24 protein-coding genes are annotated in these 24444 nt (G+C 32.3%); 8 read left to right on the forward strand and 16 right to left on the reverse strand.

What is annotated here, in order from left to right:
• Nucleotides 1–181: 181 nt before the first annotated feature.
• The 5 genes from secA to fakB1 all read right to left on the reverse strand — a co-directional run bounded on the left by secA (nucleotide 182) and on the right by fakB1 (nucleotide 6684).
• Entirely contained in the window at nucleotides 182–2713 is a 2532-nt protein-coding gene (secA, locus tag HMPREF2586_RS07120; protein WP_046207429.1) for a preprotein translocase subunit SecA, read from the reverse strand.
• 279 nt (nucleotides 2714–2992) lie between these two features.
• Complete coding sequence (gene hpf / locus HMPREF2586_RS07125) at nucleotides 2993–3559, reverse strand: ribosome hibernation-promoting factor, HPF/YfiA family (protein ID WP_046207428.1); 567 nt, start codon at nucleotides 3557–3559, stop codon at nucleotides 2993–2995.
• A gap of 66 nt (nucleotides 3560–3625) precedes the next feature.
• A complete protein-coding gene (locus HMPREF2586_RS07130; protein WP_225309934.1) occupies nucleotides 3626–4186 on the reverse strand; it encodes a ComF family protein in 561 nt (186 codons plus the stop codon).
• A 110-nt stretch (nucleotides 4187–4296) separates the two neighbouring features.
• A complete protein-coding gene (locus tag HMPREF2586_RS07135) occupies nucleotides 4297–5565 on the reverse strand; it encodes a DEAD/DEAH box helicase family protein (RefSeq protein ID WP_070657656.1) in 1269 nt (422 codons plus the stop codon).
• Nucleotides 5566–5820: 255 nt separating this feature from the next.
• Nucleotides 5821–6684 carry a fatty acid kinase binding subunit FakB1 gene (gene fakB1 / locus HMPREF2586_RS07140; RefSeq protein WP_046207425.1) on the reverse strand — a complete coding sequence of 288 codons (864 nt, stop codon included), beginning with the start codon at nucleotides 6682–6684 and terminating at the stop codon, nucleotides 5821–5823.
• Nucleotides 6685–6822: 138 nt separating this feature from the next.
• On the opposite strand from fakB1, the gene HMPREF2586_RS07145 reads away from it, so the two are divergent.
• Nucleotides 6823–7464, forward strand: a complete 642-nt coding sequence (locus tag HMPREF2586_RS07145; protein WP_046207424.1) for a YigZ family protein — start codon at nucleotides 6823–6825, stop codon at nucleotides 7462–7464.
• A gap of 213 nt (nucleotides 7465–7677) precedes the next feature.
• Here HMPREF2586_RS07145 and HMPREF2586_RS07150 read toward each other — a convergent pair whose 3' ends face one another.
• Nucleotides 7678–8736 carry a glycosyltransferase family 4 protein gene (locus tag HMPREF2586_RS07150; RefSeq protein ID WP_070039105.1) on the reverse strand — a complete coding sequence of 353 codons (1059 nt, stop codon included), beginning with the start codon at nucleotides 8734–8736 and terminating at the stop codon, nucleotides 7678–7680.
• A 408-nt stretch (nucleotides 8737–9144) separates the two neighbouring features.
• On the opposite strand from HMPREF2586_RS07150, the gene HMPREF2586_RS07155 reads away from it, so the two are divergent.
• The 4 genes from HMPREF2586_RS07155 to pepT all read left to right on the forward strand — a co-directional run bounded on the left by HMPREF2586_RS07155 (nucleotide 9145) and on the right by pepT (nucleotide 13106).
• The gene (locus HMPREF2586_RS07155; RefSeq protein ID WP_046207422.1) at nucleotides 9145–10215 is read left to right on the forward strand and encodes a GGDEF domain-containing protein GdpS; all 1071 of its coding nucleotides are present in this window, start codon (nucleotides 9145–9147) and stop codon (nucleotides 10213–10215) included.
• Between the two features lie 367 nt (nucleotides 10216–10582).
• On the forward strand, nucleotides 10583–11344 hold the full coding sequence (locus tag HMPREF2586_RS07160) for a threonine/serine exporter family protein (protein WP_046207421.1): 762 nt from the start codon (nucleotides 10583–10585) through the stop codon (nucleotides 11342–11344).
• A gap of 14 nt (nucleotides 11345–11358) precedes the next feature.
• The gene (locus HMPREF2586_RS07165; RefSeq protein ID WP_046207420.1) at nucleotides 11359–11859 is read left to right on the forward strand and encodes a threonine/serine exporter family protein; all 501 of its coding nucleotides are present in this window, start codon (nucleotides 11359–11361) and stop codon (nucleotides 11857–11859) included.
• 11 nt (nucleotides 11860–11870) lie between these two features.
• Nucleotides 11871–13106, forward strand: coding sequence for a peptidase T (pepT, locus tag HMPREF2586_RS07170; RefSeq protein ID WP_070657654.1), 1236 nt, complete (start codon nucleotides 11871–11873; stop codon nucleotides 13104–13106).
• A gap of 143 nt (nucleotides 13107–13249) precedes the next feature.
• Here pepT and HMPREF2586_RS12990 read toward each other — a convergent pair whose 3' ends face one another.
• From HMPREF2586_RS12990 to HMPREF2586_RS07185, 4 genes are all read right to left on the reverse strand, one after another.
• Complete coding sequence (locus HMPREF2586_RS12990) at nucleotides 13250–13381, reverse strand: hypothetical protein (protein WP_256324351.1); 132 nt, start codon at nucleotides 13379–13381, stop codon at nucleotides 13250–13252.
• Between the two features lie 181 nt (nucleotides 13382–13562).
• Entirely contained in the window at nucleotides 13563–14687 is a 1125-nt protein-coding gene (locus HMPREF2586_RS07175; protein WP_064209511.1) for a glycerate kinase, read from the reverse strand.
• Nucleotides 14688–14923: 236 nt separating this feature from the next.
• A complete protein-coding gene (gene ytxJ, locus HMPREF2586_RS07180) occupies nucleotides 14924–15244 on the reverse strand; it encodes a bacillithiol system redox-active protein YtxJ (RefSeq protein ID WP_019469507.1) in 321 nt (106 codons plus the stop codon).
• A gap of 153 nt (nucleotides 15245–15397) precedes the next feature.
• Nucleotides 15398–16285 (reverse strand): EMYY motif lipoprotein, encoded by an 888-nt coding sequence (locus tag HMPREF2586_RS07185; RefSeq protein ID WP_046207417.1) that lies wholly within the window; start codon nucleotides 16283–16285, stop codon nucleotides 15398–15400.
• A 127-nt stretch (nucleotides 16286–16412) separates the two neighbouring features.
• Here HMPREF2586_RS07185 and HMPREF2586_RS07190 point away from each other — a divergent pair, with 127 nt between their 5' ends.
• The 3 genes from HMPREF2586_RS07190 to HMPREF2586_RS07200 all read left to right on the forward strand — a co-directional run bounded on the left by HMPREF2586_RS07190 (nucleotide 16413) and on the right by HMPREF2586_RS07200 (nucleotide 18330).
• Nucleotides 16413–16955 carry a GrpB family protein gene (locus tag HMPREF2586_RS07190; RefSeq protein WP_046207416.1) on the forward strand — a complete coding sequence of 181 codons (543 nt, stop codon included), beginning with the start codon at nucleotides 16413–16415 and terminating at the stop codon, nucleotides 16953–16955.
• 124 nt (nucleotides 16956–17079) lie between these two features.
• Nucleotides 17080–18003 (forward strand): UDP-N-acetylmuramate dehydrogenase, encoded by a 924-nt coding sequence (murB, locus tag HMPREF2586_RS07195; RefSeq protein ID WP_064209514.1) that lies wholly within the window; start codon nucleotides 17080–17082, stop codon nucleotides 18001–18003.
• A gap of 12 nt (nucleotides 18004–18015) precedes the next feature.
• The gene (locus HMPREF2586_RS07200; RefSeq protein WP_070657651.1) at nucleotides 18016–18330 is read left to right on the forward strand and encodes a CHY zinc finger protein; all 315 of its coding nucleotides are present in this window, start codon (nucleotides 18016–18018) and stop codon (nucleotides 18328–18330) included.
• A gap of 128 nt (nucleotides 18331–18458) precedes the next feature.
• Here the strand turns inward: HMPREF2586_RS07200 and HMPREF2586_RS07205 are convergent, their stop codons facing one another.
• From HMPREF2586_RS07205 to nrdF, 6 genes are all read right to left on the reverse strand, one after another.
• Complete coding sequence (locus HMPREF2586_RS07205; protein WP_046207413.1) at nucleotides 18459–18788, reverse strand: PH domain-containing protein; 330 nt, start codon at nucleotides 18786–18788, stop codon at nucleotides 18459–18461.
• 256 nt (nucleotides 18789–19044) lie between these two features.
• Nucleotides 19045–20094, reverse strand: a complete 1050-nt coding sequence (locus HMPREF2586_RS07210) for a ferrated catecholamine ABC transporter substrate-binding lipoprotein SstD (protein ID WP_046207412.1) — start codon at nucleotides 20092–20094, stop codon at nucleotides 19045–19047.
• A gap of 106 nt (nucleotides 20095–20200) precedes the next feature.
• Nucleotides 20201–21001, reverse strand: a complete 801-nt coding sequence (locus tag HMPREF2586_RS07215) for an iron ABC transporter ATP-binding protein (RefSeq protein ID WP_046207411.1) — start codon at nucleotides 20999–21001, stop codon at nucleotides 20201–20203.
• Nucleotides 20998–21957, reverse strand: a complete 960-nt coding sequence (locus HMPREF2586_RS07220; protein WP_046207410.1) for an iron chelate uptake ABC transporter family permease subunit — start codon at nucleotides 21955–21957, stop codon at nucleotides 20998–21000. The genes HMPREF2586_RS07215 and HMPREF2586_RS07220 overlap by 4 nt, the downstream gene beginning before the upstream one ends.
• Nucleotides 21947–22915 carry an ABC transporter permease gene (locus HMPREF2586_RS07225; protein WP_046207409.1) on the reverse strand — a complete coding sequence of 323 codons (969 nt, stop codon included), beginning with the start codon at nucleotides 22913–22915 and terminating at the stop codon, nucleotides 21947–21949. Before HMPREF2586_RS07225 ends, HMPREF2586_RS07220 begins: the two co-directional genes overlap by 11 nt.
• Nucleotides 22916–23380: 465 nt before the next feature.
• Nucleotides 23381–24349 (reverse strand): class 1b ribonucleoside-diphosphate reductase subunit beta, encoded by a 969-nt coding sequence (gene nrdF / locus HMPREF2586_RS07230; RefSeq protein ID WP_019469517.1) that lies wholly within the window; start codon nucleotides 24347–24349, stop codon nucleotides 23381–23383.
• Nucleotides 24350–24444 lie beyond the last annotated feature (95 nt).

The following is a 24444-nucleotide window of genomic DNA, read 5'->3' on the forward strand; positions in this document are numbered from 1 at the left end:
TAAATATGATACAAAATATAAACTGTTAATTTCAACTTAAGCACCAAATCGCTGCTAGTTTATGTTAAAAAAAACATCTTTCACAGTTAAACGCTACAATTTAACTGTAAAAGATGCCTGACATATAAAAATAATTCAAATAGTGAAATCCTGTCTCACATGTGTATCATATTAGATAAACTTAAGCGCCATGACAGTTTTTATACTTTTTACCACTACCGCAAGGACATGGGTCATTTCTACCTATATGTTCATCTTTAACATAAGGCTCTGCTTTCGCTTTTTCTTTTCCATCTTCTGCTGATACATGCTCAGCTTTACCAAAATCAGTTGTCTTATCACGTTCTACGTCATCTTCAACGGAAATCACTGATTTTAGAATATATTTACTTACGTCTTCTTCAATGTTTTGCATCATAGTATCAAATAATTGGTGACCTTCATTTTGATAGTCACGTAGTGGATTTTGTTGTCCATACGAGCGTAAGTGAATACCTTGACGCAATTGATCCATTGTATCGATATGGTCTGTCCAATGTGTGTCAATAGAGCGAAGTAAAATCATACGTTCAAATTCATCAAACTGACTACCAATTTTTTCTTTTTGCTCTTTTAATGCTATTTCTATTTTTGACCATACAACCTCAAAAATATCATCATTATCTTTTCCATTAATATCTTCAACTTTTAATTCGCCTTCATTCAAGAAGACGTCTTCTACATAGTTGATGAATGGTTCATAGTCTGGGTCGTCATCTTCTTCATTTACATAATATTGAATACTTCTTTCTAATGTAGAGCGTAGCATTGCGTTAATTAATTCGCTACTTTCGTCGCTGTCAATAATATCATTACGTTCGCTATAGATAATTTCACGTTGTTTACGTAGTACATCATCATACTCAAGGACACGTTTACGAGCGTCAAAGTTATTACCTTCAACACGTTTTTGAGCTGATTCAACAGCACGAGAAACCATTTTAGATTCAATTGGTGTTGAATCATCCATACCCAATCGATTCATCATATTTTGTAAACGTTCCGAACCAAAGCGCACCATTAACTCATCTTGTAACGATAAATAGAAACGGCTATCACCTTTGTCACCTTGACGACCTGAACGACCACGTAATTGGTCATCTATACGACGTGATTCATGGCGCTCTGTACCAATTACTGCTAAACCGCCAATTTCTTCAACACCATCACCTAATTTGATGTCCGTACCACGGCCAGCCATGTTGGTAGCTATTGTCACCGCACCGCGTTGGCCAGCACTTGCGATAATGTCCGCTTCACGTTCGTGATTTTTCGCATTTAAGACATCGTGTCGTACGCCATGTTTTTTCAATAAGTTAGAAATATATTCACTTGTCTCAACGGCAACAGTCCCTAATAAGACTGGTTGACCTTGTTTGTGCTTTTGAATGACATCTTCTACAACTGCATCAAATTTACCTTTTTGACTGATATAAATTAAATCTGGCTTATCAATACGTTGTACTGGTCTGTTCGTAGGAATTTGTGTAACTGTCATATTGTAAATATTTCTAAATTCTTCTTCTTCCGTTTTTGCAGTACCTGTCATACCAGATAATTTATTATACATTCTGAAGTAGTTTTGGAATGTAATTGAAGCCATTGTTTTGGATTCGTTTTGAATTTTCACACCTTCTTTAGCTTCAATCGCTTGGTGCAATCCTTCTGAAAAACGACGTCCAGGCATTGTACGTCCTGTAAATTGGTCAACAATCAATACTTCGCCGTTGTTCACCATATAATCTACATCTCTTTGTAACGTAACATGCGCACGTAACGCTGTATTAATATGACTGATGATATCAACATTTTTCACGTCGTAAAGGTTATCAATTTTAAACATACGCTCTGCTTTATCAATACCTTGTTCTGTTAATTGCACAGCTTTTGTCTTTTCATCATAATTATAATCATCTTCGTTTTTAAGCATTTTAGCAAAAACATTTGCTTGCGTATAAAGTGACGTTGACTTCTCTGCCTCTCCTGAAATAATAAGCGGCGTACGTGCTTCATCAATTAAGATTGAGTCTACTTCATCAATAATCGCAAAATTAAGTGGTCTCATCACGCGTTCTTCTGCATAATTCACCATGTTATCACGTAAGTAGTCAAATCCTAATTCGTTGTTGGTACTATAAGTAATATCACATGCGTAAGCTTCTCTTTTCTCTGCAGTAGTTTTACTATTTAAGTTCAAACCAACACTTAATCCAAGAAATTCATATAATTCTGCCATTTCTTCACTCTGTACACTAGATAAATATTCATTGACTGTAATAACATGTACACCACGTCCTGTTAACGCATTTAAATAAACTGGCATTGTCGCCGTTAACGTTTTACCTTCACCAGTTCTCATTTCAGAAATGTCGCCACCATGAATGGCAATACCACCCATAACTTGTACTTTATAAGGAATCATGTTGAATACACGTTTTGATCCTTCTCTTACCAATGCAAAGGCTTCTGGTAAAATATCATCTAAAATTTTATTTTGCTTTTTAATATCGTCTTCTGCTTGAACTTGCGCTTGAAAATTTTTCGTCTTTTCTTTAATTTCTTCATCAGTTAATATCGACATATCCTCTTCTAGTGCAAGGACTTTGTCGGCTAATTTACCAAGGCGTTTTATTTCTCTTTTATTGCCATCTGCAATTTTTGATAAAAAACCCATTCTGTTCGCTCCTTTAGCTATATAACTCTTAGTTTACAACAATTTATAATATCATTTATAAGCCTAAATTTACACTTATTACGTTTATCGTGCCATCTATACTATATTTACTTACATGTTTTTGAATACAAATTATAATATTGACTCATTTAAAATATACACAACATACATGTTCACTTTCAAATTATTACATAATAACACAGCAAAAAATGAGCGTCCATGATTTCACTCAATCATGGACGCTACTACTTTTATAAATATGATACTAATTTAATTAAATTATTCAGTTGTTTCAATTAGTCCATATTTGCCATCTTTTCTTTTATAAACTATGCTCGTACCATCTGTTTCACGATCTGTAAAAATGAAGAAATCATGGCCCAATAAATCCATTTGCAATACTGCTTCTTCAGAATCCATAGGTTTTAAACTGAAATTTTTTGAACGAATAATCTCAATTTCACTATCATTGTCATCATTTTGAAGATTTTCTGCTTCTTGTTCTTCAGGTAATGATGCAAAAGCTTCTTGTTCGTCATTTTTTCTATTTTTACGATTTACACGCGTTTTATATTTTCTAACTTGTCTTTCCAATTTGCTATTAATTAAATCAATACCAGCGTATAAATCATCATGACGTTCTTCCGCTCTTAGCGTAACATTTTTCAATGGAATAGTTACTTCTATTTTAGTTGCTGAGTTTTGGTACGTTTTAACTTTAACGTGTGCAGTTGCATTTGGCACATTGTTAAAGTAACGTTCTAATTTACCAATTTTCTCCTCAATATAGTTGCGAATCGCATCAGTAATAGTGAGGTTCTCTCCGTGAATTTCAAATCTGATCATAGTAATCGACTCCTTTAAAACCTCTATATTGGTAATAGTGCTTATTTCTATAATACCACGAATAACCTAGCGTGCAAACGTAAACACATCGAATTTTCTGATTTTTCTATCAAGTAATAGCTGTGCCGCATTATGAACCGTTAAGCCTGTAGTATAAATGTCATCGATCAATAAAATACATTTTCCTTTTAAATCCACACTTTGTTCCATTACAAAAGGATTGGGTCGTTGCATACGTTTTTCTTTACTTAATTCTGATTGTTTAATATGTGAGTGTGTGGCAAGCAGACAATAATACTTAACTTTTTGTATGTCTAATACTAGTTGTACGGGGTTAAATGTTCTTTCTTTATCTCTAAATAAAGGGGACGGTATGGGGATAATGTAATCATATTTGTAATGAGGCAATTTAACTTTTTCTGCGATTATTTCTGCGATTGCAACATCTCTTTGAAATTTATATTGTTGAATCATTTCTTTTACAATACCGTCATATCGGTAATGACAATACAATTTATTCATTAATTTAAACTTCGAAGCTAACTCGGCACAATCCGAACATAATATTTCAGTTTCATTGCGTAACTTCAAACATGTTGCACATCGATTCGTCGTCTTTAATTTCATTACCTCCCAGAGATGATTGCAATCATCGCACAATTTTGAAGCCTTTTTGTAAAACGTAAATGCATTTAAAGGTTCTGAATAATAGATGTGACAATATAAACATGTCGCAGTCAATCTATCCACCCTCTTTTTTGTGCAAGTTGATTCATTTTCCTTATCTGATATTGAGCTTTAATCATAGATAGTGTGATCCCTTCATGCAAACAAAATACACTTCCTGTAGGTGCTTCTGCTTTTCTTCCAACTCTTCCTGATATTTGAATGATGGCACTCGTTTCAAACTGATGACTGTTTATGATTACAACATCGAGTTTTGCCATAGTAAAGCCTCTTTCTAAAATGGTAGTGGTGAAAACAACGGTATGTTCCCCGTTTCTCAAACGCTTCACCTTATCAAAACGAAATACATCATTGCTGTAGACATATGTTAAAGATGGAATTTCAGCTTTATATAACTGATACAGTTGTTTCATTAAAGTAATATTGTTAAAAAAGACTAGCGTATATCGTCGTTGATTGACTTGATGTTGTAAAAATCGTAATAATTTATATTGCTTCTTATTGGGATTGATTCTAAGGAATTTAAATTGAGGCACGGGTAAAGGATGTCTATGAAAACGCGCAGGTAATTGAATAATTTCTAAATTGCTAATTTGTTTCATTAAAGCTTTTGTTGGTGTGGCAGTCATTAATATATGACAGTGTTTTAACTTCGAGGCATGCTGCAATGCTTGTATTAACGTTGGTTCTGTAGGTAAAGGAAAGGCATCTACTTCATCTACAATTATCACATCAAAATGTTGTTTGAAACGATAGAGTTGATGAATTGTGGCGATAACAAAATGGCCATTATATTGTTGCTGTGATGATTGATGCAATACATCTATTTTTTCTTCGTGAAAAGCTGACTTAATCCTCATGCTGACTTCTAAAACAACATCAACTCGAGGAGATACAATTGCGACATTATAACCGTGGTTCCGCGCAAATTTAATTCCTTCAAATATCATCTCAGTTTTACCTGCACCTGTGACTGCATGGAGCAATAGTGAACGAAAGCCTGCAATCGCTGATACAATTTTGTCAGATGCAAATTGTTGTTGTTCTGATAATTTGAATGGTAATTGATAATGACAAGGTGTCATTACATTCTGACTTTCTATGATATAGATTTCAGTTATATTATCCATTCTACCCATATTGATACAATTTCTACAGTAGACAATCTCCTTATCTAACACTGTTGATAGATATTTGTAAAAATGCGTTTGTCGGCGTGAGTGACATTGAGCACATGTCCAATAGCCATTATCTAATACCACACCTTTCGTTGTTTGCTTTATACGTTCATCTGTTAATAAGGATTTATCATTAATCATTCTTCCATAATATTTAATTGTATGTTTCCTCCAAACCAAAAAGCGAGTCAAAAATTAAATTTCACTTTAATTTCAAAGACCCGCCATAAAATAAATGATTTATTTGTTATTCGTACAGTAATTTAAATGCTAAACAACTCATTTGTCATATTATGGTTGGCATCGATGACTGAACGAAGTGTTGGTTTCACTATACATCTCTTGCAAAAATACTACTTTTCTTAAAAATGATAATAAGACTTTTGAATCTATAATTTAGTCTATACGAATAGATCTACCAGTGAAACCTAAGCCCATACCGCCTGGTCCTAAATGAGCTGCGACCACAGGGCCTAAATTTGAACGGTGTACTTTATATTGTGGATAGTTTTTTTGTAATTCATTGTACAGCCAGTCTGTATCCTCTTGAACATCTCCACCTATAACTAATAACGTAACCTCTTCATAATCTTTAACGATATCAATCACTTTATTGATAATTTCTTTAAGCGCACGTTTTTTAGTGCGTATTTTTTCATCTGGCAAAATTAAACCGTCTTCAAACCTTAAGACTGGTTTCATTTTTAACATCGTACCAATCCACGCTTGGGCTCCTGTAATACGACCACTTTTTTGCAAGTTTTTTAAATCGTCTACCATCAATCTCGCACCAGTGACTTCTCGCATTGCTTCAAGCTCTTTAATGATAGCGTGCGGTGTTTCATTTTGTTCAATTAATTCAATTGCTCGTAATACGAAACTCCCCATTGCCATAGCTGAAATTTTCGAATCAAACGTATGAACATTAATACCTTCAACCATTTCACCCGCTTGTGTAGCTGTTTGATAAGTACCACTGATACCTGAAGAAAGGAAAACGCCTATGACATCCGTATAGCCTTCATCACGTAATTGTTCGTATTTAGTTACAAATTCACCGATTGCTGGCTGACTTGTCGTAGGAATTGTTTTAGATGCTTTCATTCTTTCGTAGAATTCATTTGCTGAAATAGATGCATTTTCTTCAAAATTTTCACCGTTATCAAAAGTTACACTTAGTGGCGCAATATTTATATTATATTTATCAATTAATGTTTGAGATAGATAACTCGTTGAATCTGTTAATACAGCAATTTTCATCATAATCCTCCTCAATTATACTCACAACTATGATACATTATTTTATATTAAAAGAAAATTTATTTTTACATTAAACTTGAATTCAGAACCGTGTATAATAATAGGTATTGACCGAAACTATGACTGGAGTGTTTAAATATGGATGAATCAATCATAACAATAAAGCAAGAACATATGATAGAAAATGTAATTAGCAAATCACGCTTTATTGCCCATATCAAACCTGTTGAATCTGAAGCAGACGCTAAAGACTTTATCAACTTGGTAAAATCAGAACATCGTGAAGCGACACATAATTGCTCAGCCTATACAGTTGGAGCACAGATGAATATTCAAAAAGCAAATGATGACGGAGAGCCAAGTGGAACTGCAGGCGTACCAATGCTTGAAATATTAAAAAAACTAGAAGTTCACAATGTTTGTGTCGTAGTTACGCGTTATTTCGGTGGTATAAAATTGGGCGGCGGTGGTTTAATAAGAGCATATAGTGGTGCTGTGAGAGATGTCATTTATGAAGTAGGACGTGTTGCTTTGCGTTCAGCAATACCAACTACAATCACTATCGATTATGATCTTACAGGTAAATTTGAATATGAATTAGCACAAACATCATTCTTCTTACGAAACACAACCTACACAGACAAAGTGAGTTATCAAATAGACGTGGTAGAAGCAGAGTATGACGATTTTATTGCTTTTCTAAATAAAATCACTTCTGGTAACTATGATTTAGATGAGCAAGCTATCATTAAGCTACCTTTTGACATACCAACAAACTAAACCATTTCCATTTCAGTTTATGACCTTTCAAAAATGCATAACTGTCATACAATTATCAGGTAAACATAAACTTACCGCTATACATTGATGCATGTGATGAATGTATAATTTGAAAAATTAAGTATTATCAGTCGTAACTTTGTTAATCATTGTTAATCATATAAAATTAGAACCTGAGATATTCATATCTCAGGTTCTAATTAGGTAGTTTATCTATTCATCTTCTTTATGTCGCTCTTTATTTTCAATTAATTTTAAGAGCGGTCTATAATCATCATCGATTAATCCTGTAAATTCAACAATGAGTTCAATCGTAATGAGTATGAGCACAAGCATCATGAGTACACCCCATGGTTGTGATAAATACAAAATAATACTTGAAAGACTAAATAACAACGCGATTGAATATATCAGTATTACTGTTTGACGATGTGAATAACCTAATTCTAGTAATTTATGGTGTAAATGCGATTTATCTGCTTGCATAATACGTTGCCCTTTTTTCACACGTCGTATCATAGCAAATAAAGTATCTATGAACGGTACTGCTAAAATAACAATCGGGAAGAATAAAGACACAAACGTAATATTTTTGAAACCTAAAAGCGAAAGAAAACCAACAATAAAACCAACAAGCAATGCGCCGCTATCACCTAAAAATATTTTAGCCGGATGAAAATTAAAACATAAGAAACCTAATAGCGCACCGATAAGCACACTACAGATCATTATGATAAATATATTTGCCTGTAATATTGCGATGAAACCAATAGTCATCAGAGCGATAGTTGCTACACCAGATGCCAAACCATCCAATCCATCAATTAAGTTAATCGCATTGGTAATCGCTACAATCCATATCACAGTAATCGGAACACCTAAAATACCAAAATGTATTGTCGGTCCAATCGGTAATGAGATGAAATCTATGGTTACGCCGTAGTAAACGACAACCAGTGCTGCAATCACTTGTCCTAATAATTTTAAGATTGGCGTTAAATCATAGATATCATCTATTAACCCTACTAAGTAGATTAATACTGCTCCAATGACAAGTGGCTTCACCTCTGTTTCAATTGGATGCCCTAACCAAATCCCCAATAAAAAGGAAAGTAGTATCACAGTACCTCCTAAGACAGAAGTTGGTTTTTTATGTACTTTCCTAAAATTAGGTTGGTCAACGACGCCCAATTTATGGGAAACCTTTATGACAATGGGAGTAAGTATTAAACTGACAATCATTGAAAAAATGATTAATAATAACGTATACATCAGTTCACCTTCATTAATTTAAGTCTTTATAATTTTGAATTTGAGTTTAAAGTCTCTATAAATATTCTAAATATGAAATCATATTTGGTTATGGATATACACTTGTATATTTTCAAAACATAGTTTACTTGATATATGTATCGAAAATTCTATAAACGATTCAATTAAGTCTATAATACACGATGTACTTTTAGTAATACAAATAGTAATGTAATCATTAGCAGAGTTCAACGCTGAAATTCACTTTCTTTTTTATAGAATAATCAATTTATATATTTTACAATCACTCAAATAAGTATTTTAACATGAATTTTAAACGAATGTTATTAATTTCTAAATATCAATGATGACAAAATGTAACTTTTCACTTACAATGACTAAGTGTTTATTTAAAGGAGCGTAAGAAAAATGTTTGAAGCTATTATTTATAATATTGCGGTCACTGTCGCAGGAATTTATTTATTCCACCGATTACAGTACTCTGAAAATAAGAATATGGTGTTTTCAAAAGAATACGTCACGATTTTAATGACCATTGTAGCATTATTATTATCTGTTAAACCTGTCCCTATCTTTAATGAGTATGTCCTCTATTTATCTTTTGTGCCGATTTTATTTTTAGGTAGATATACAAATATGGTTTATACAGTTTTAGCAGCGTTTATCGTATCTTTAGTTAATGTATTAATTGGTGATTATACGATTATAACTGCAATGATTTTAATTGTAATAGCCATCATTGTTGGAGCAATAGGTCCATTTTTAAAACAAAATGATATTATCTCATTACAAATACTCAACTTAATTACGCTAGTCATATTTGTCATCTTATCATTGATTAGTCCGTATTATGAATTTAAAGAAGTACTATATATGATACCATTATCGTTCGTTTTAACCATCACTTCTTCGATTACATTCGTAGATATTTGGCATTTCTTCTCATTAGTAAATCGCTATGAGAATGAAGATAGATTTGATTATTTGACTGGTTTAGGCAATGTTAAAGAATTCGATAGACATTTGAATGAAACTACACGCATTGCAGAAGAAAATGATGAAAGCTTAGGTTTACTACTCATTGATATTGATGGTTTTAAAGATGTTAACGACATGTATTCACATGATTCAGGTGATGCTGTATTACGACAAATCGCACAATTATTAAAAAACTATGTGCCTGAACAATTTAGCATTTACCGTAATGGTGGTGAAGAGTTTTCTGTAGTATTATATGACTACACACTAGACCAATGTGTTAAGTTAAGTGAAAGTATCCGTAAAGGCGTTGAACAATCTACTTTCCATTTACCAAACAAAGAAATGATTAAATTATCAGTCTCTATTGGTGTCGGATACCTAACTAAAGATGATTATAAATCTCAACGTACCGTCTTTAAAGTTGCAGATGATATGTTGCATATGGCTAAAAATGAAGGTCGTAATCAAGTGATGTTTAACCCTATAGTTAAATTATAACTAAATAAATGTATTTTCAAAGCTTGGGATAATTTAAATTATATATCTCAAGCTTTTTAATTTATATCATGGAACGGTCTATTCAAATATGGCGAATTCAACATAATCCATAACAAATCACTTTTGAAAGTAACGTGCTTAAATCGTTAGTGTACACATGCAAATATGCTTAAGCTATAACAACTCATATGCATGACTTCAATATTTTTTATAATTAAACATATCATTTATAAATTTAAGTTTGTTACAATATAGGTGGTTAATGATAATAACAATCTGTACTGAAATAAATACTATTGAAAGTTACCTTCGTACACGGTAAACTTTCTATTGATTGATTTACGAAAAATTTAGGAGGTGCCCAGCTATGTCTGATTCAATCACTATCATTGATGAAGATAAAGTGATTGACGTTGTGCTCATCGCAGGCAGAATATTGCTTGAAAGTGGCGCTGAAACTTATCGCGTTGAAGATACGATGAATAGAATTTCAGCAAGTTTTGGCTTAGATGATACATATAGTTTTGTAACATCTACAGCGATTATATTTTCACTCAATAACCGTACAAATACAAGACTTATCCGTATACGTGAGCGTACGACTGATCTAGAAAAAATTGCATTAACAAATAGTTTATCTAGAAAGATTTCTAGTAATCAATTAAGTATAGATGAAGCAAAATCTGAACTCATACATTTACATCATGCATCACTACAGTTTTCATCTATCACTAAATTTTTTGCTGCCGCCATAGCTTGTGGCTTCTTCTTATTTATGTTTGGTGGAGTTATGAATGACTTCTTTTTTGCAATTCTTGCAGGAGCTGGTGCATTTTTAACTTTTGACTTTGTTCAACGTTATATACAAATAAAGTTCTTTTCAGAATTTATTAGTGCTGCAGTTGTGATTACGATAGCAGCTTCATTTTCAAAATTAGGTATGGCAGCAAACCAAGATATTATTACCATTGCAGGTGTCATGCCATTAGTTCCTGGTATTTTAATTACAAATGCTATTCGTGACCTTATGGCAGGAGAACTCATCGCTGGTATGTCTCGCGGTGTCGAAGCGGCACTAACATCATTTGCTATAGGCGCTGGTGTTGCAATCGTATTATTAATATTTTAAAAAGGAGTGCTCAAATGGTCATTGGCTACTATGTCTTACAGTTTATTATTAGTTATTTAGCAACGATGCTATTTTCTGTTATTTTTAATGCACCTCGACGTCTCCTTTTAGCTTGTGGTTTCGTTGGTGCTATGGGATGGATTATTTATAAAGTAACCCTTGATTTAGAATTAGGCAAAGTTATGGCTTCATTTCTAGGGAGTTTTATATTAGCAATTATGAGTCATACCATGAGTAGACGTTATAAAAGACCAGTCATCATCTTTATTGTGCCTGGCATTATTCCGCTTGTCCCTGGAGGACTTGCGTATGAAGCAACACGTTACTTAGTGAGTAACCAATATACACATGCCGTCAATACATTTCTCGAAGTAACACTTATTTCGGGTGCAATTGCTTTTGGTATTCTGTGTGCAGAGATTATTTATTATATTTATACACGCATAAAACAACATATTGGTAAAATGAATGGTAAAATATATAAGAAATCATATAATATGAATAACAGAGCATAAGGGGTGTTTTTATGAAAAATGATATTATTGAACGACTTACGCGATATGTCAAAATTGATACACAATCTGATCCACTTTCAAATTCAACACCTTCCACTAAAAAGCAGTGGGATTTATTGGATTTATTGAATGATGAATTAACTGATTTGGGTTTAGAAACTGATGTTGATGAAAATGGCTATTTATTTGCAACATTAGAAAGTAATGTAGACGAAGTTATCCCGACTGTCGGTTTTTTAGCACATGTTGATACTTCACCTGATTTCAATGCCACAAATGTCAATCCACAAATCATTGAGCGTTATGATGGGAAACCAATTCAGCTTGGTGATACAAATCGAGTTTTAAGCCAAGATGTCTTTCCTGCAATGAAACAAGTAGAAGGACATACTTTAATGATCACAGATGGTACTTCGCTATTAGGAGCAGATGACAAAGCTGGCGTCGTTGAAATTATGGAAGCTTTAAAACATTTGACATCGCATCCAGAAATCAAACATGGTCGTATCAGAGTAGCTTTTACACCGGATGAAGAAATCGGTAAAGGGCCACATGCATTTGATGTCGAACGTTTTAATGCTGACTTTGCATATACAATGGATGGTAGTCAATTTGGTGAGTTACAATACGAAAGTTTTAACGCTGCAGAAGCGACTGTAACTTGTCATGGTGTGAATGTTCATCCAGGTTCCGCAAAAGATGCGATGGTCAACGCTGTACTTTTAGGCCAGCAATTCAATGCACTTTTACCACAAAATGAGGTGCCTGAACGTACAGAAGGTTATGAAGGTTTTTATCATTTAATGAAATTTGATGGTGATGTTGAGAAAGCAAAGCTTTACTATATTATTCGTGATCATGATAAACATGAGTTTGATTTACGTAAAAAACGTTTAGTAGAAATTAAAAATGATATCAATAGTCATTTTGAAGATGAACCCATTGAAGTTGAAATAAACGATCAGTATTACAATATGGGAGAAAAAATCAAGCCTATGCCACATGTTATAGATATTCCTAAACGTGTCTTTGACAAATTAGATATCCCAGCTAATACTGAACCAATCCGTGGTGGTACAGATGGTTCACAACTTTCATTTATGGGAATGCCAACCCCTAACATTTTTACTGGCTGTGATAATTTCCATGGTCCTTTCGAATATGCATCTATTGATGTCATGGAAAAAGCGGTTGACGTTATAATTGGTATCGCCCAAGAAGTAGTAACTTATCAAAATAATAAGTAATATCGGTACCATATAGAGCGCTAGCTCAGGTAATCCTTAATATTGCCGCTCAATTTATTGCGTTATTAAGGCTTATGCTTGAGCTAGCTTATGTAATCACTTTTTACTTGCCAGGGTGGAACGACGAAATCTTTTTAATATAATCAGATTTCTGTTCCATCCTCTTTTTTAAATTTATGTTTTATCATTTTGGTTATGCATACATTTCTAGTCCACGTTCCCATACCTTTTGCAATGTTATGCTTGCTTAAACCTACAATGCCATCAGGTGTCATCGTTATAATGGTGCTATTTTTCATCATCTCCAAACGCTATTAAAAAAACCGTCAATTTCTATTGTAAATCTACAGAAATTGGCGGTTTTACTTGGTACAAGTTGTTCAGGGCACTTTTGCCGATGTTTAATTAGTAATTTTATCGTTCTAGCACATCTATAGACAACGATGCATACTTGTTTTATTGATTAACATCAAATTGTGTTTTCAATAACTTAATCGCTTGAACCGTATAATGTCTAATTTGAATGCCCATTTTAAAATCTGTAAAGGATTGAGGCATTTCGATAAATGTATTAAACATTGCTGTTACACCCATCGATTCAAACAAATCAAATTTATCATCAGTAGCACAAATGGCAATCGACGGTTTATTATATTTTGTAGCTAACTCAGCTAAGCGAACGGTCGTCGTTTCTAAAATTTGATCTTGTTCGTTCACACCTTCACCAAATATTATTAAATCTGCTTGTTGAATTAATGATTCTAAATGTGTAATCTGATCCACTAGTTCATGACTTGTCATAATCTCAGCATCATATAAGCCGTTTAACACTGCAGCTATACCTCCACCAGCGCCACCTCTTTGAATAGGCCCTAGTGCAATTTTCAATTCAGCTTTAAACATCTCACTTAAATACCAAATTAAATTATCTACCTCAGCCGCTTCTTGATGCGAAATTTGGTAATTTTCATATGTTTGCATAATTTCACTATTTTTACCATATAATTTACTATCAAAATCTGACATAAGTTGAATTCTCATATCTTTCAATTTTGGATTAACTTGAGAAACATCTATACGTCTAATATATTTTAGTACACGACTGCCTTGCGTAACATCGATTTCTTGCGCTTCGTCATCATAAAATTTAGCTCCGAGTGCTTGAAGCATGCCAGCACCACCGTCAAAACTACCAATAGCACCTAACGAAATAATTAAATGTTCAGCACCATTTTCTATTGCATCAAGTATAATTTCACCTAAACCATAACTTGTTCTTTCTATAATTGGTCGTTGTCCTTTTAAAAATAGATTGCCTTCAATAATTGTCATGCCATTATCTGTAATACCATAAACTGCTTCTACTTCATTCATATCTGCATCATGGGCAACCACTCTGTATTTGGTACCTGATTGCCATAAAAAGACAGAATCCATCAATTCATGCCGACCATTAAACAACGGTACTTGTACGATATCCGCTTTCTCTATTTGGCTAGCAACCGCTTCTTCTACATACCGATTGGCTTGATAGCTAGATATAATACCATTAAATTCATCCATCGCTACTAATACTTTCATTTTGTCACCTCTAATATTCATATTACCTTACATTTTTCATAGCTTTATTTTTAAATTGACGCGAATACCACGCCTGATAAAATTATCAATATTCAATTACCCGTGGATTTATGACTAATTCAACTTTATATTATACATGCCAAAACACAATTTTTCACATTATAAGAAACGCTTGCTAAACCTTTTAATATAACTTAAAGCTTAACAAGCGTTTCTTTTTTTAAATATTTATTTTTTTACTCTTCAGCGCCTGCCAAAGATTTCACATTAATATGATCGTGACTTGCATTCCAAATCGCTTGTCCCTTCACAAAATAAAATGCTTGTGGCGATTCATGTTTTACATTCGTTTTTTCTTCTATATAATCTGATAAAGCTCTTTCTTGTTGTACGATTAAATAATAACCATCCATATCTCTTTCATATAAAAATTTGTTAAATTGATCAATAGCATTGGCTGAAATAGGACATGTTTCACTATGCTTCAGCACAAATACATATTTATTTTCTTCTAAAACTTGCTCAAACTGGTCAATCGAACTCAGCTTTATAGCCATTCTATTCACCTCTAAAAATATTTAACACACCACATTGTATCTAAAAGTGTGAAATTCCAATGATATTCACATATCATTGTTTCCAATTATACACAATTACCTTTTTATTGTTAACAGTTTATTACAAATCTCATAACTTAATTGAATAATTTATTATTGATATTTACCTTTTATTTCGGCATACTTTTTATTAAAATCCTTATCATATTGTTTTAAATCTTTACTTTCTTTCGGTAATTGATTGATGTCTATTTTAGCTATTGCTTCACCAATTTCAATTGTCTCTTCTCTTGTTTCATAGTAATTTTGTAAGCTGTAGTACATCTCAATCGTATTTTTACGCGCATCATTCACATAACCATCTGTAATTTCTGCCTTGTTTAAGTCTTTAATTTGTTTTTTTATTAATGGCATAATTTGATTTTCAATGGCTTGTTGCTCTGATTTAGCACTTCTAGCATTTGATTCTTTTTCCGCTGTATTTTTTAAATCTTTATTATTTTGTTCTAATTTCTCTTTAAAGCCTTTAACACTTTCACCTGCATTATTAGCTTTTTTCATATTTTCTTCTACTTGTGATCTATTCTTTTCAAAAAGTTTTGTATAATCTAAAATATCTTCATTTGCTTTAACTGACTGATTGTATAAATCAACAAATGTTTTAAGTTCATCAATCGCAGCTTTTTTCTTTTTGATTGATGTTAAATATTTAGATTTTAATTCCTTGGTTTCTTCGGACTGTGCTGGCAGATTTTTTGTAGCTTTCTCATATGCTTCAAATTTAGGTGTTAACCTGCTATTCAAATTGTTTTGCAATTGATTAAATTCTTTTTTGTTTTTATCAGTCATATCTGTTTTACTTAAATCATTAATGTTTTCTAAATCAATAGAATCCATTTCTTTATTGAACGCCTTTTCTTTTTGCTTTACATCATTTAAAGTGCTATCGAAATCTTTAAATTCGTTGGCACCTTCATGTCCGCAAGCAACAATTACGACAGCAAAACAAACTAATAAAACAAAGCACATTAATTTTTTCATTTCTGCACTCCTTATCATTACGTATTATACAGAAACTTATTTAACTTGAAAATAATATATGATATATTATTCCAGAATTTATAGTTTAACAATTTATTTTGATCATTTAAAGGAGTGATTTATTTCAATGTATTCGGATGTTCAACCTTTTATCAAAGAAGATGTTCAGCAAACTTTTATTAAACAATATAAGATGCTACGTCATAAATTATTGACCCTTTTAGATACACCAGTAAAAACAACACATCATATTGGAGGGACTAGCCACTTCAACTACCCTACTGAACCTATTTTAGATGTATTAGTAGGGGTAGATGATTTACATGATATCACTGCTTTAGATGAAAAAAGACTAAATTATCAAGGTTTTTATAGACTTCATCATCCATATCACAAAAAAGTAGTTATGGCTCAATTTAATAATCTCATTGATTTAAAACAAATTGCTCGATTACATATTGTTCAAATAGACTCACAACTTTATAATGATTATCTGAAGACAAATTATTATTTAACAATCAATGCATCTTCAGCAACTCACTTCGGAAAACAAAAGTACAATTTAGCAACTGATACAGCGCCAATCCGTGAATACGAAAATCAGAAACAATTACTTTTTAAACAACTACTCCGTGAAATTAATAAAGATTTATCGAACACACATCACTAACGTTTAATCATTAAAAGAATAAATAAACTGAATCGTTTTCAATAAAGCGATATACTGTTTAGCAAACAAGTTAAATCATTGGTATAATATATAAATGAATTCAACAGGAAAGGATGTTCTATAATTGCATAAAGATGACATCTTAAAAGAATTAGAAGCAATAGTTCCAAAAGATATTATAAAAGTTGACGAACCACTAAAACGCTATACATACACTGAAACGGGTGGTCAAGCAGATTATTACTTATCTCCAACGCAAAATGAGCATGTACAAGCTATCGTCCATTTTGCTTACACAAACGATATCCCCGTCACATATTTAGGGAATGGTTCAAACATTATTATCCGAGAGGGTGGAATTAGAGGCATTGTCATCAGTTTACTTCAGTTAGATTATATTGATGTTTCAGATGATGCAATCATCTCAGGAAGTGGTGCTGCAATTATTGATGTATCACGTACTGCACGAGACAATGCACTAACTGGATTAGAGTTTGCCTGTGGTATCCCAGGGTCAATTGGCGGTGCTGTATTTATGAATGCGGGGGCTTATGGTGGTGAAGTCAAAGATTGTATCGATTATGCCCTTTGCGTTAATGAAAAAGGAGACTTAATCACACTGACAAACAAAGAGCTTGAGTTAGATTATCGTAATAGTATCGTTCAAAAAGAACACTTAGTTGTATTAGAAGCTGCATTTACATTAACGCCTGGCAATCTACAAGATATCCAAGAGAAAATGGATGATTTGACTGAAAGAAGGGAAACAAAACAGCCACTAGAATATCCATCTTGTGGCAGCGTCTTTCAACGACCACCAGGCCATTTTGCTGGTAAATTAATACAAGATTCAAATCTACAAGGTTATCGTATAGGTGGCGTAGAAGTATCAAAGAAACATGCAGGTTTTATGGTAAACGTAGATAAAGGTACTGCAACTGATTACGAAGATTTAATACATCACGTACAAAAAACAGTTAAAGCTAAATTTGATGTTGAACTTCATCCAGAAGTTAGAATCATCGGTGAGCATCCTATTGAACGTTAGGAGTGTTATAAGATGCCAAAAATATATGGTGCAACTGTAGATAGCGAGACACGTTGTACACACTACCATACACCGTTAGATGTAATAGCAATTAAATTCAAATGCTGTAATAAATATTATCCATGTTATAAATGTCATAATGAAGACACCTCTCACCCAATACAGAGATGGGAAACTGAAGAGTTTAATACAAAAGCTATTTTATGTGGTGTATGTAAACATGAAATGACAATCAATGCATATATGTTGATTGAAGCTTGTCCAAACTGTGATGCCCATTTTAATAATCGCTGTAAATATCATTACAGCACGTACTTTTCTATATAATTGGCGTTTAACAATAAGAGAGAGACAGAAATTTATTTTTCTAATTTCTGTCTCTCTCTTTGATATATTCAAATATCGTAAATCCATTTTAAACATAGTAAAGGCACGTTCTCTCAAACACTATCTTCTTATTGAATGTTTATTTTGTCCTTTACAAATTGTACAAACGCTTCTGCATCACCTTTTTGTATATCTTTCATCGGCATTGGTCCAATATTAAATGTGAAATGAATGCGACCGTCTTCGTATGTAATTTTCTCTACTTCATCATAACCTATACTTCTATAATAGAATTCCCCATTCATATCTACATTTAAAATAATGCGTTCGTTTGTAGCAATAAACGCACCTTCAAATTCTGTAGAACCTTGTACAGAATACTCTATCGTACCCAATACACTGGGACCTTTCTTTTCTGTTGGAAATAAATCATTTGGGTTCACATTATCTAAAATCATTTTTATGTCACCTTCTTTTACTATTTTTATTCATTATACAAGTTTTCAACTCAATTTATTACTTAAGTGCTCAATGTCATTTTAGTACTGAGCCAAACAAAAAACAATTGAGACTAATCAAGCGCATCCCTGTCACATTTATTAACAACCGGTAAGCAAGACTATACCATATTAAAAAAGCAGTGAATTCACGTTTAAAGTGATTTTCACTGCTTTTAGTATACGTTATTAAGACAATCCCCACTTATGCCTATTACTATTTTTTATCTATTGCTTTCTCAACTTCTTCAATTTGTTTAATTGCAGTTGTTGTTGAACCACTTGAGAAGTACCAAAGTTTTGGATCCAATTCATATACTTTATTATGTTTAATCGCATCAACATCTTTGATGACATCATTGCTCAATGCTTTTTTAGCAGTAGATTTACCTGCTACAGCTTGTCCGCGGTCCATCGCAAAAATAATACCAGGATTTTTTTCTGCAACATATTCATTTGTAACATTTTGTCCATGATTACTTTCTTTAATTTCTTTATCTGCTGGTGTAAAGCCCATTGTATTAAATATCATAGAACCAAAACGTTCACCTGGACCAAATGTTGATAATTCACCTTCATTTACTAATAAATATAACGCTTTTTGATCTTTTAAATCTTTTGTTTTTTCTTTTATACCTGCGATCTTATCGTCTAATTTTTTATTAAGAGACTTAACTTCATCTTCTTTTTGATAAATTTTACCTATTTTTTCAGCGTTTGCTTTAAGCGACTTAACTTCATCTTTATTATCTACGCCTATGTAAACAACTTTAGCATCTGGTGCTGCTTTTTTAAATTCATCCAAGTTTTTTTGGTTAGCTGTACGTCCAGATATGAATATTACCTCAGGTTTTGCTTCTGCAACTTTGTCAAAATTCACCTCTTTCAAACTACCAGTATTTAAATATTTATCACTTTTAAATTCACTTAAGAAATCTGGTAATGATTTAGCATCTTCACCTTTAGGAAGTGCTTTAACTTTATCTTCAAGTCCTAACTCTTTTAATGTATCTAATGCACCATAATCAAAGACAACTGCATTTTTAGGATTTACTGGAACATCAACTGATTCTTTTACAGATTTTGCGTCACTGCCATCACGCTTTTCGCCATTAGCTTTATAATTATTTTCTATCTTAACTGTTTTATTTGATTCATTATTATCTGATTTTGTGTCAGATGACTTTTTGTCGTCTGAACCTCCATTATTACATGCTACTAATAAAAACATTAAACCTATAACCATAAATAAAGCAAATTTCTTCATATGTTTAATCCTCCTGGAATAATAAAGTTAATCACCATTTCAATATGCCTTTTAAAATGAACAACGTTGCAGTTGCATCACTCCCTTCATTAACAACCATTTCATTTTAGACTGATTGTAATATCGATAGTTCATACTCTGCTGTTTCTTCATCAAAATATACACAAATACGTTGTCCGCGAATGTCTTCAATTTTAACGTCCATATCATATAGTGTCTTAAGCGTATCTTCTTGTATAACTTCATCTTTAGTACTTGCTTTGACCATTTCTCCATCTTTCAATGCAATGATGTCATCTGAATAGCACGAAGCAAAATTAATATCATGAATGACAACAACAATAGTTTTATTGAGGGATTTAGCGAGTTGACGTAATGTTTTCATAATTTGAACTGAATGTTTCATGTCTAAATTATTTAATGGTTCATCAAGCAAAATATACTCTGTGTCCTGTGCTATCGTCATAGCTACATATGCACGTTGTCGTTGACCACCTGACAATGTTTTTAAGTAACGGTGTCTAATTTCTTTAAGATTCAATAACTCAAGTGCATACTCAACTTGCGCTCGATCCGCCTCATTTAAGCGTCCTTTCGAATATGGAAATCTTCCAAAATTAACAAGTTGCTCCACAGTAATATTTAACTCAGTATGATTGGCCTGTTTCAAAATAGATAATTTTTTAGATAACTCATTACTTTTATATTCAGATATAGCTTTCCCCTCAATCTCAATAGTTCCTTTATCGAAATCAATCAAGCGTGTGATTGCTGATAATAAGGTACTCTTACCAGCGCCGTTTGGACCTATCATTGAAGTTAAACGCCCTTTACTGATTTCTACATTAATGTCATTTAAAATCGTTTTATCCTGAATCGTTTTAGTCAATCCTTGAACACGTATCAATTCGCATGTCTCCTTTTAATTAATAGATAGATAAAGTACGTTCCACCTACTAAGTCTATAATGATACTCACTTGCGTCGTCGCTTCAAATAAATTTTCCACTACACTCTGTGCAATAAATAAACTCAACCAACTTAAACAAATCGTTGCCGGTAATATATATTTATGTTCATAGGTTTTCATCAATTCGTGTGCTAGATTAACTGTTAACAATCCTAAAAATGTAATTGGACCTACCAATGAAGTAGAGATTGATACTAATATCGCAACAAGTATAAGTAATAATCTTGTAACCATTTTATAAGACAAACCTAAATTAATTGCTTGGTCTTTGCCTAATAAAAGTACATCTAAATACGGTATCGCAATCACTGTAATAAGGATTAATATCATTAATATAACTCCGCACAGCATCACCAATTTACTATTGGAAGCATCAAAATTGGCAAACATTGAACTCTGGACTGCCAAAAAGTCTTCAGGATTAATAATCAGTTCTAAAAATCCAGTGATACTTCTGAAGAAAGTGCCTAAAATAACTCCTATGAGTAAAATAAAGTATATTGACACATCACCAATTCTAAAAATGCCTTGAAATAGTAATAGTGAAAATATAACCATTACTAACAGTGAAGTAGCAAAACTTAAATATATATTAGTAACAAATGCAGACTGTACACCAAACACAAATACCAGCAATACTTTCACAAACATATATACAGCATCAAGACCCATAATCGACGGTGTTAACAAACGATTCGTTGTAATTGCCTGAAAAATGACTACTGAAGCTGCAATTGCTCCACCTACCAATAGCATAAGCACTAATTTTCTAAAACGGCTGATAAACTGGTATCTAAAAATTTCGAAATCAATACCGATGAAAAGATAAATTAAAGCAACACATAAAGTGATAGCGATTAATATCATTAACTTTGATTTAGCACTAATCTGCATAATTATGTCTTCCTTTCATCAATAAGATTAAGAAAATAATCGTGCCAAAGACACCAATTGTTAAACCAATATTTATTTCATATGGATAGACAATAATCCTACCAATTATGTCAGAAAACATAACAAATACTGCCCCTAACATTGCTGTATGAGGCAATGCTTGTTTTAAATGATCACCTCTAAAAATTGACACAATATTCGGAACAATGAGGCCTAAAAATGGTAATGTCCCCACTGTAACAACTACAAGCGCTGTTATAGTTGCAGTGATAAATAAACCAATATTTATTATTTTTTCATAGTTAACGCCTAAGTTATTACTAAAATCTTTCCCCATCCCTGCAATCGTGAAATGATTAGCAAATATATATGTAAGTATTAATAAAGGAATGCTTAAGTATAATATTTCATATCTACCACTCGTAATGATAGCAAAATTTCCGTTAAGCCAGTTGCCTACACTTTGTACAGTATTCGTTCTTAAAGCAAGAAATGTCGCTAAGCTAGACACAATACCACCAAGCATAATACCTAAAAGTGGAATAAAAATAACATCTGTGAATCGTATGTACTGTACTAATTTAACAAATAAGAATGTGCCACCGATGCTTAATATTACTGCAAATATTAATTTAATAATAATATTCTCTTGTGGAAAAAATATCATTGATATTAAAATACCTAACTTGGCCCATTCCATTGTCCCTGCTGTCGTTGGACTCACAAATTTATTTTGCATCATCTGCTGCATAATAAGTCCAGAAAGCGCTAAAGTACTGCCAGAGATTAAGATACTTATAGTTCTGGGGATCCTACTAGACACGATGATATTTATTTGTTCATGCGTTAAATGAAAAATATCAGTAATCGATACTTTACTAACGCCTATAAATAAAGAAAGGATAGTTAAAAAGAATAAAATAATAGCTAAGACAACGCCATTTAGTAAAAATTTCATAGTGAGTAATTAATCCTTTCATAAACGCTATATCGTATTGAATGTGATAATCATTATCAATACCTATAAATTAAATTTTATCATCTTTGCAAGTAAATTCAATAGCAATAATAGAGATTATCAAAACAATTCTCCATTTATGTTAAAAATATCTAAATTAGAAACTAAGACATTTAATCAAGTACTTTCATTTTATACTCAAGTATTTATAGAAATTTTTGTCGTCTCACTAGAATCACTCATTTAACTATTACGTAAGACAAAATTAGTGTTCGAATTAGTTGTATTGGCATAAAATTTGTAAATTGTAGTACATCGAACGAAACTTATACAAATTAAAAAAACGTCAATTTCTATATAATTTCAATAGAAACTGACGTTTATTGGTGATTAAAAATTGCTTATATTTCAGACATCTGCAATCACTAAATTTTATATTATTATGATAGTTGAAATGGTCGCAATTTAGTCTTCAAAAATAAAATCTTCATCTTGTAATGCTTCAACGTTTAGCGCTAATGTATAACCATCGCCTTTAACAGAGAAGAAATCATGATTTTTTGTAGATGTATCTAGCGCATTTTCGATAATTGGATTAAATTCTCTCTCTTCAAAGTACGGATCAAATCCAAGGTTTGATAATGCTTTGTTACCATTATATCTTACATAGTTAAGCACATCTTCAGTTAAACCGATATCATCATATAAAGATTGTGTATAAGAAACTTCGTTTTTATATAATTCATCTAATAGTTTATACATTTCTTGGTCTGCTTGTTGTTTTTCACTTTCAGACAATTCATTTCGTAAACTTTGCGCATCCATCCCAGTAAACACACCATGAATAGATTCATCTAATAAAATTTTACGAATGATTTCTCCTGAGGTTGTCATTTTACCTTGCCCAGCTAAATATAATGGGTAATAGAAACCAGAATAGAATAAAAATGTTTCTAGAAAAACACTTGATACACGTGCGATATATTGATCATAAATCGATGCTTCTTTCCCCCATAATTTATGATAATTATTTACAATTTTATCCGATTTAAATTTCAAATGTGGCTCTTCTAGGACCCATTTATCTAATAAGTAGTTTGTTTCGCTAGATGGTAATAAAGTTGTAAAGATGTGAGAATAACTTTTAGCATGAATTTGTTCCATCATCGCCATAAAGGAATAAACCGCTTTTTTACGTAAATCTGTAGTATGTAACATGATTAATGGCATGCCATCATCTGCTTGGTGTGTATCCAGACCAGTTAAACCTGCTAATGCTTTTTTAAATGCGTTTTTTTCTTCATCGGATAATGTTTTCCAACTTGCAATATCTTTTGAAACTTTAAATTCAGTTTCTACCCACATTTGCGAAATATTTTGTCGCCAAAACATATTTGTCATATCTTCTTGAGTATTCCAATTGACTGCTTTCATTTAGATAATTCCCCTATCTAGTAAATATTTATTTGAATTATAAAACACAGAAAGTGGGACAGAAATCTAAATATATCTTTAGATTTTCTATCCCT

The sequence above is a fragment of the Staphylococcus sp. HMSC034G07 genome (assembly GCF_001835975.1).
Taxonomy (GTDB): domain Bacteria; phylum Bacillota; class Bacilli; order Staphylococcales; family Staphylococcaceae; genus Staphylococcus; species Staphylococcus ureilyticus.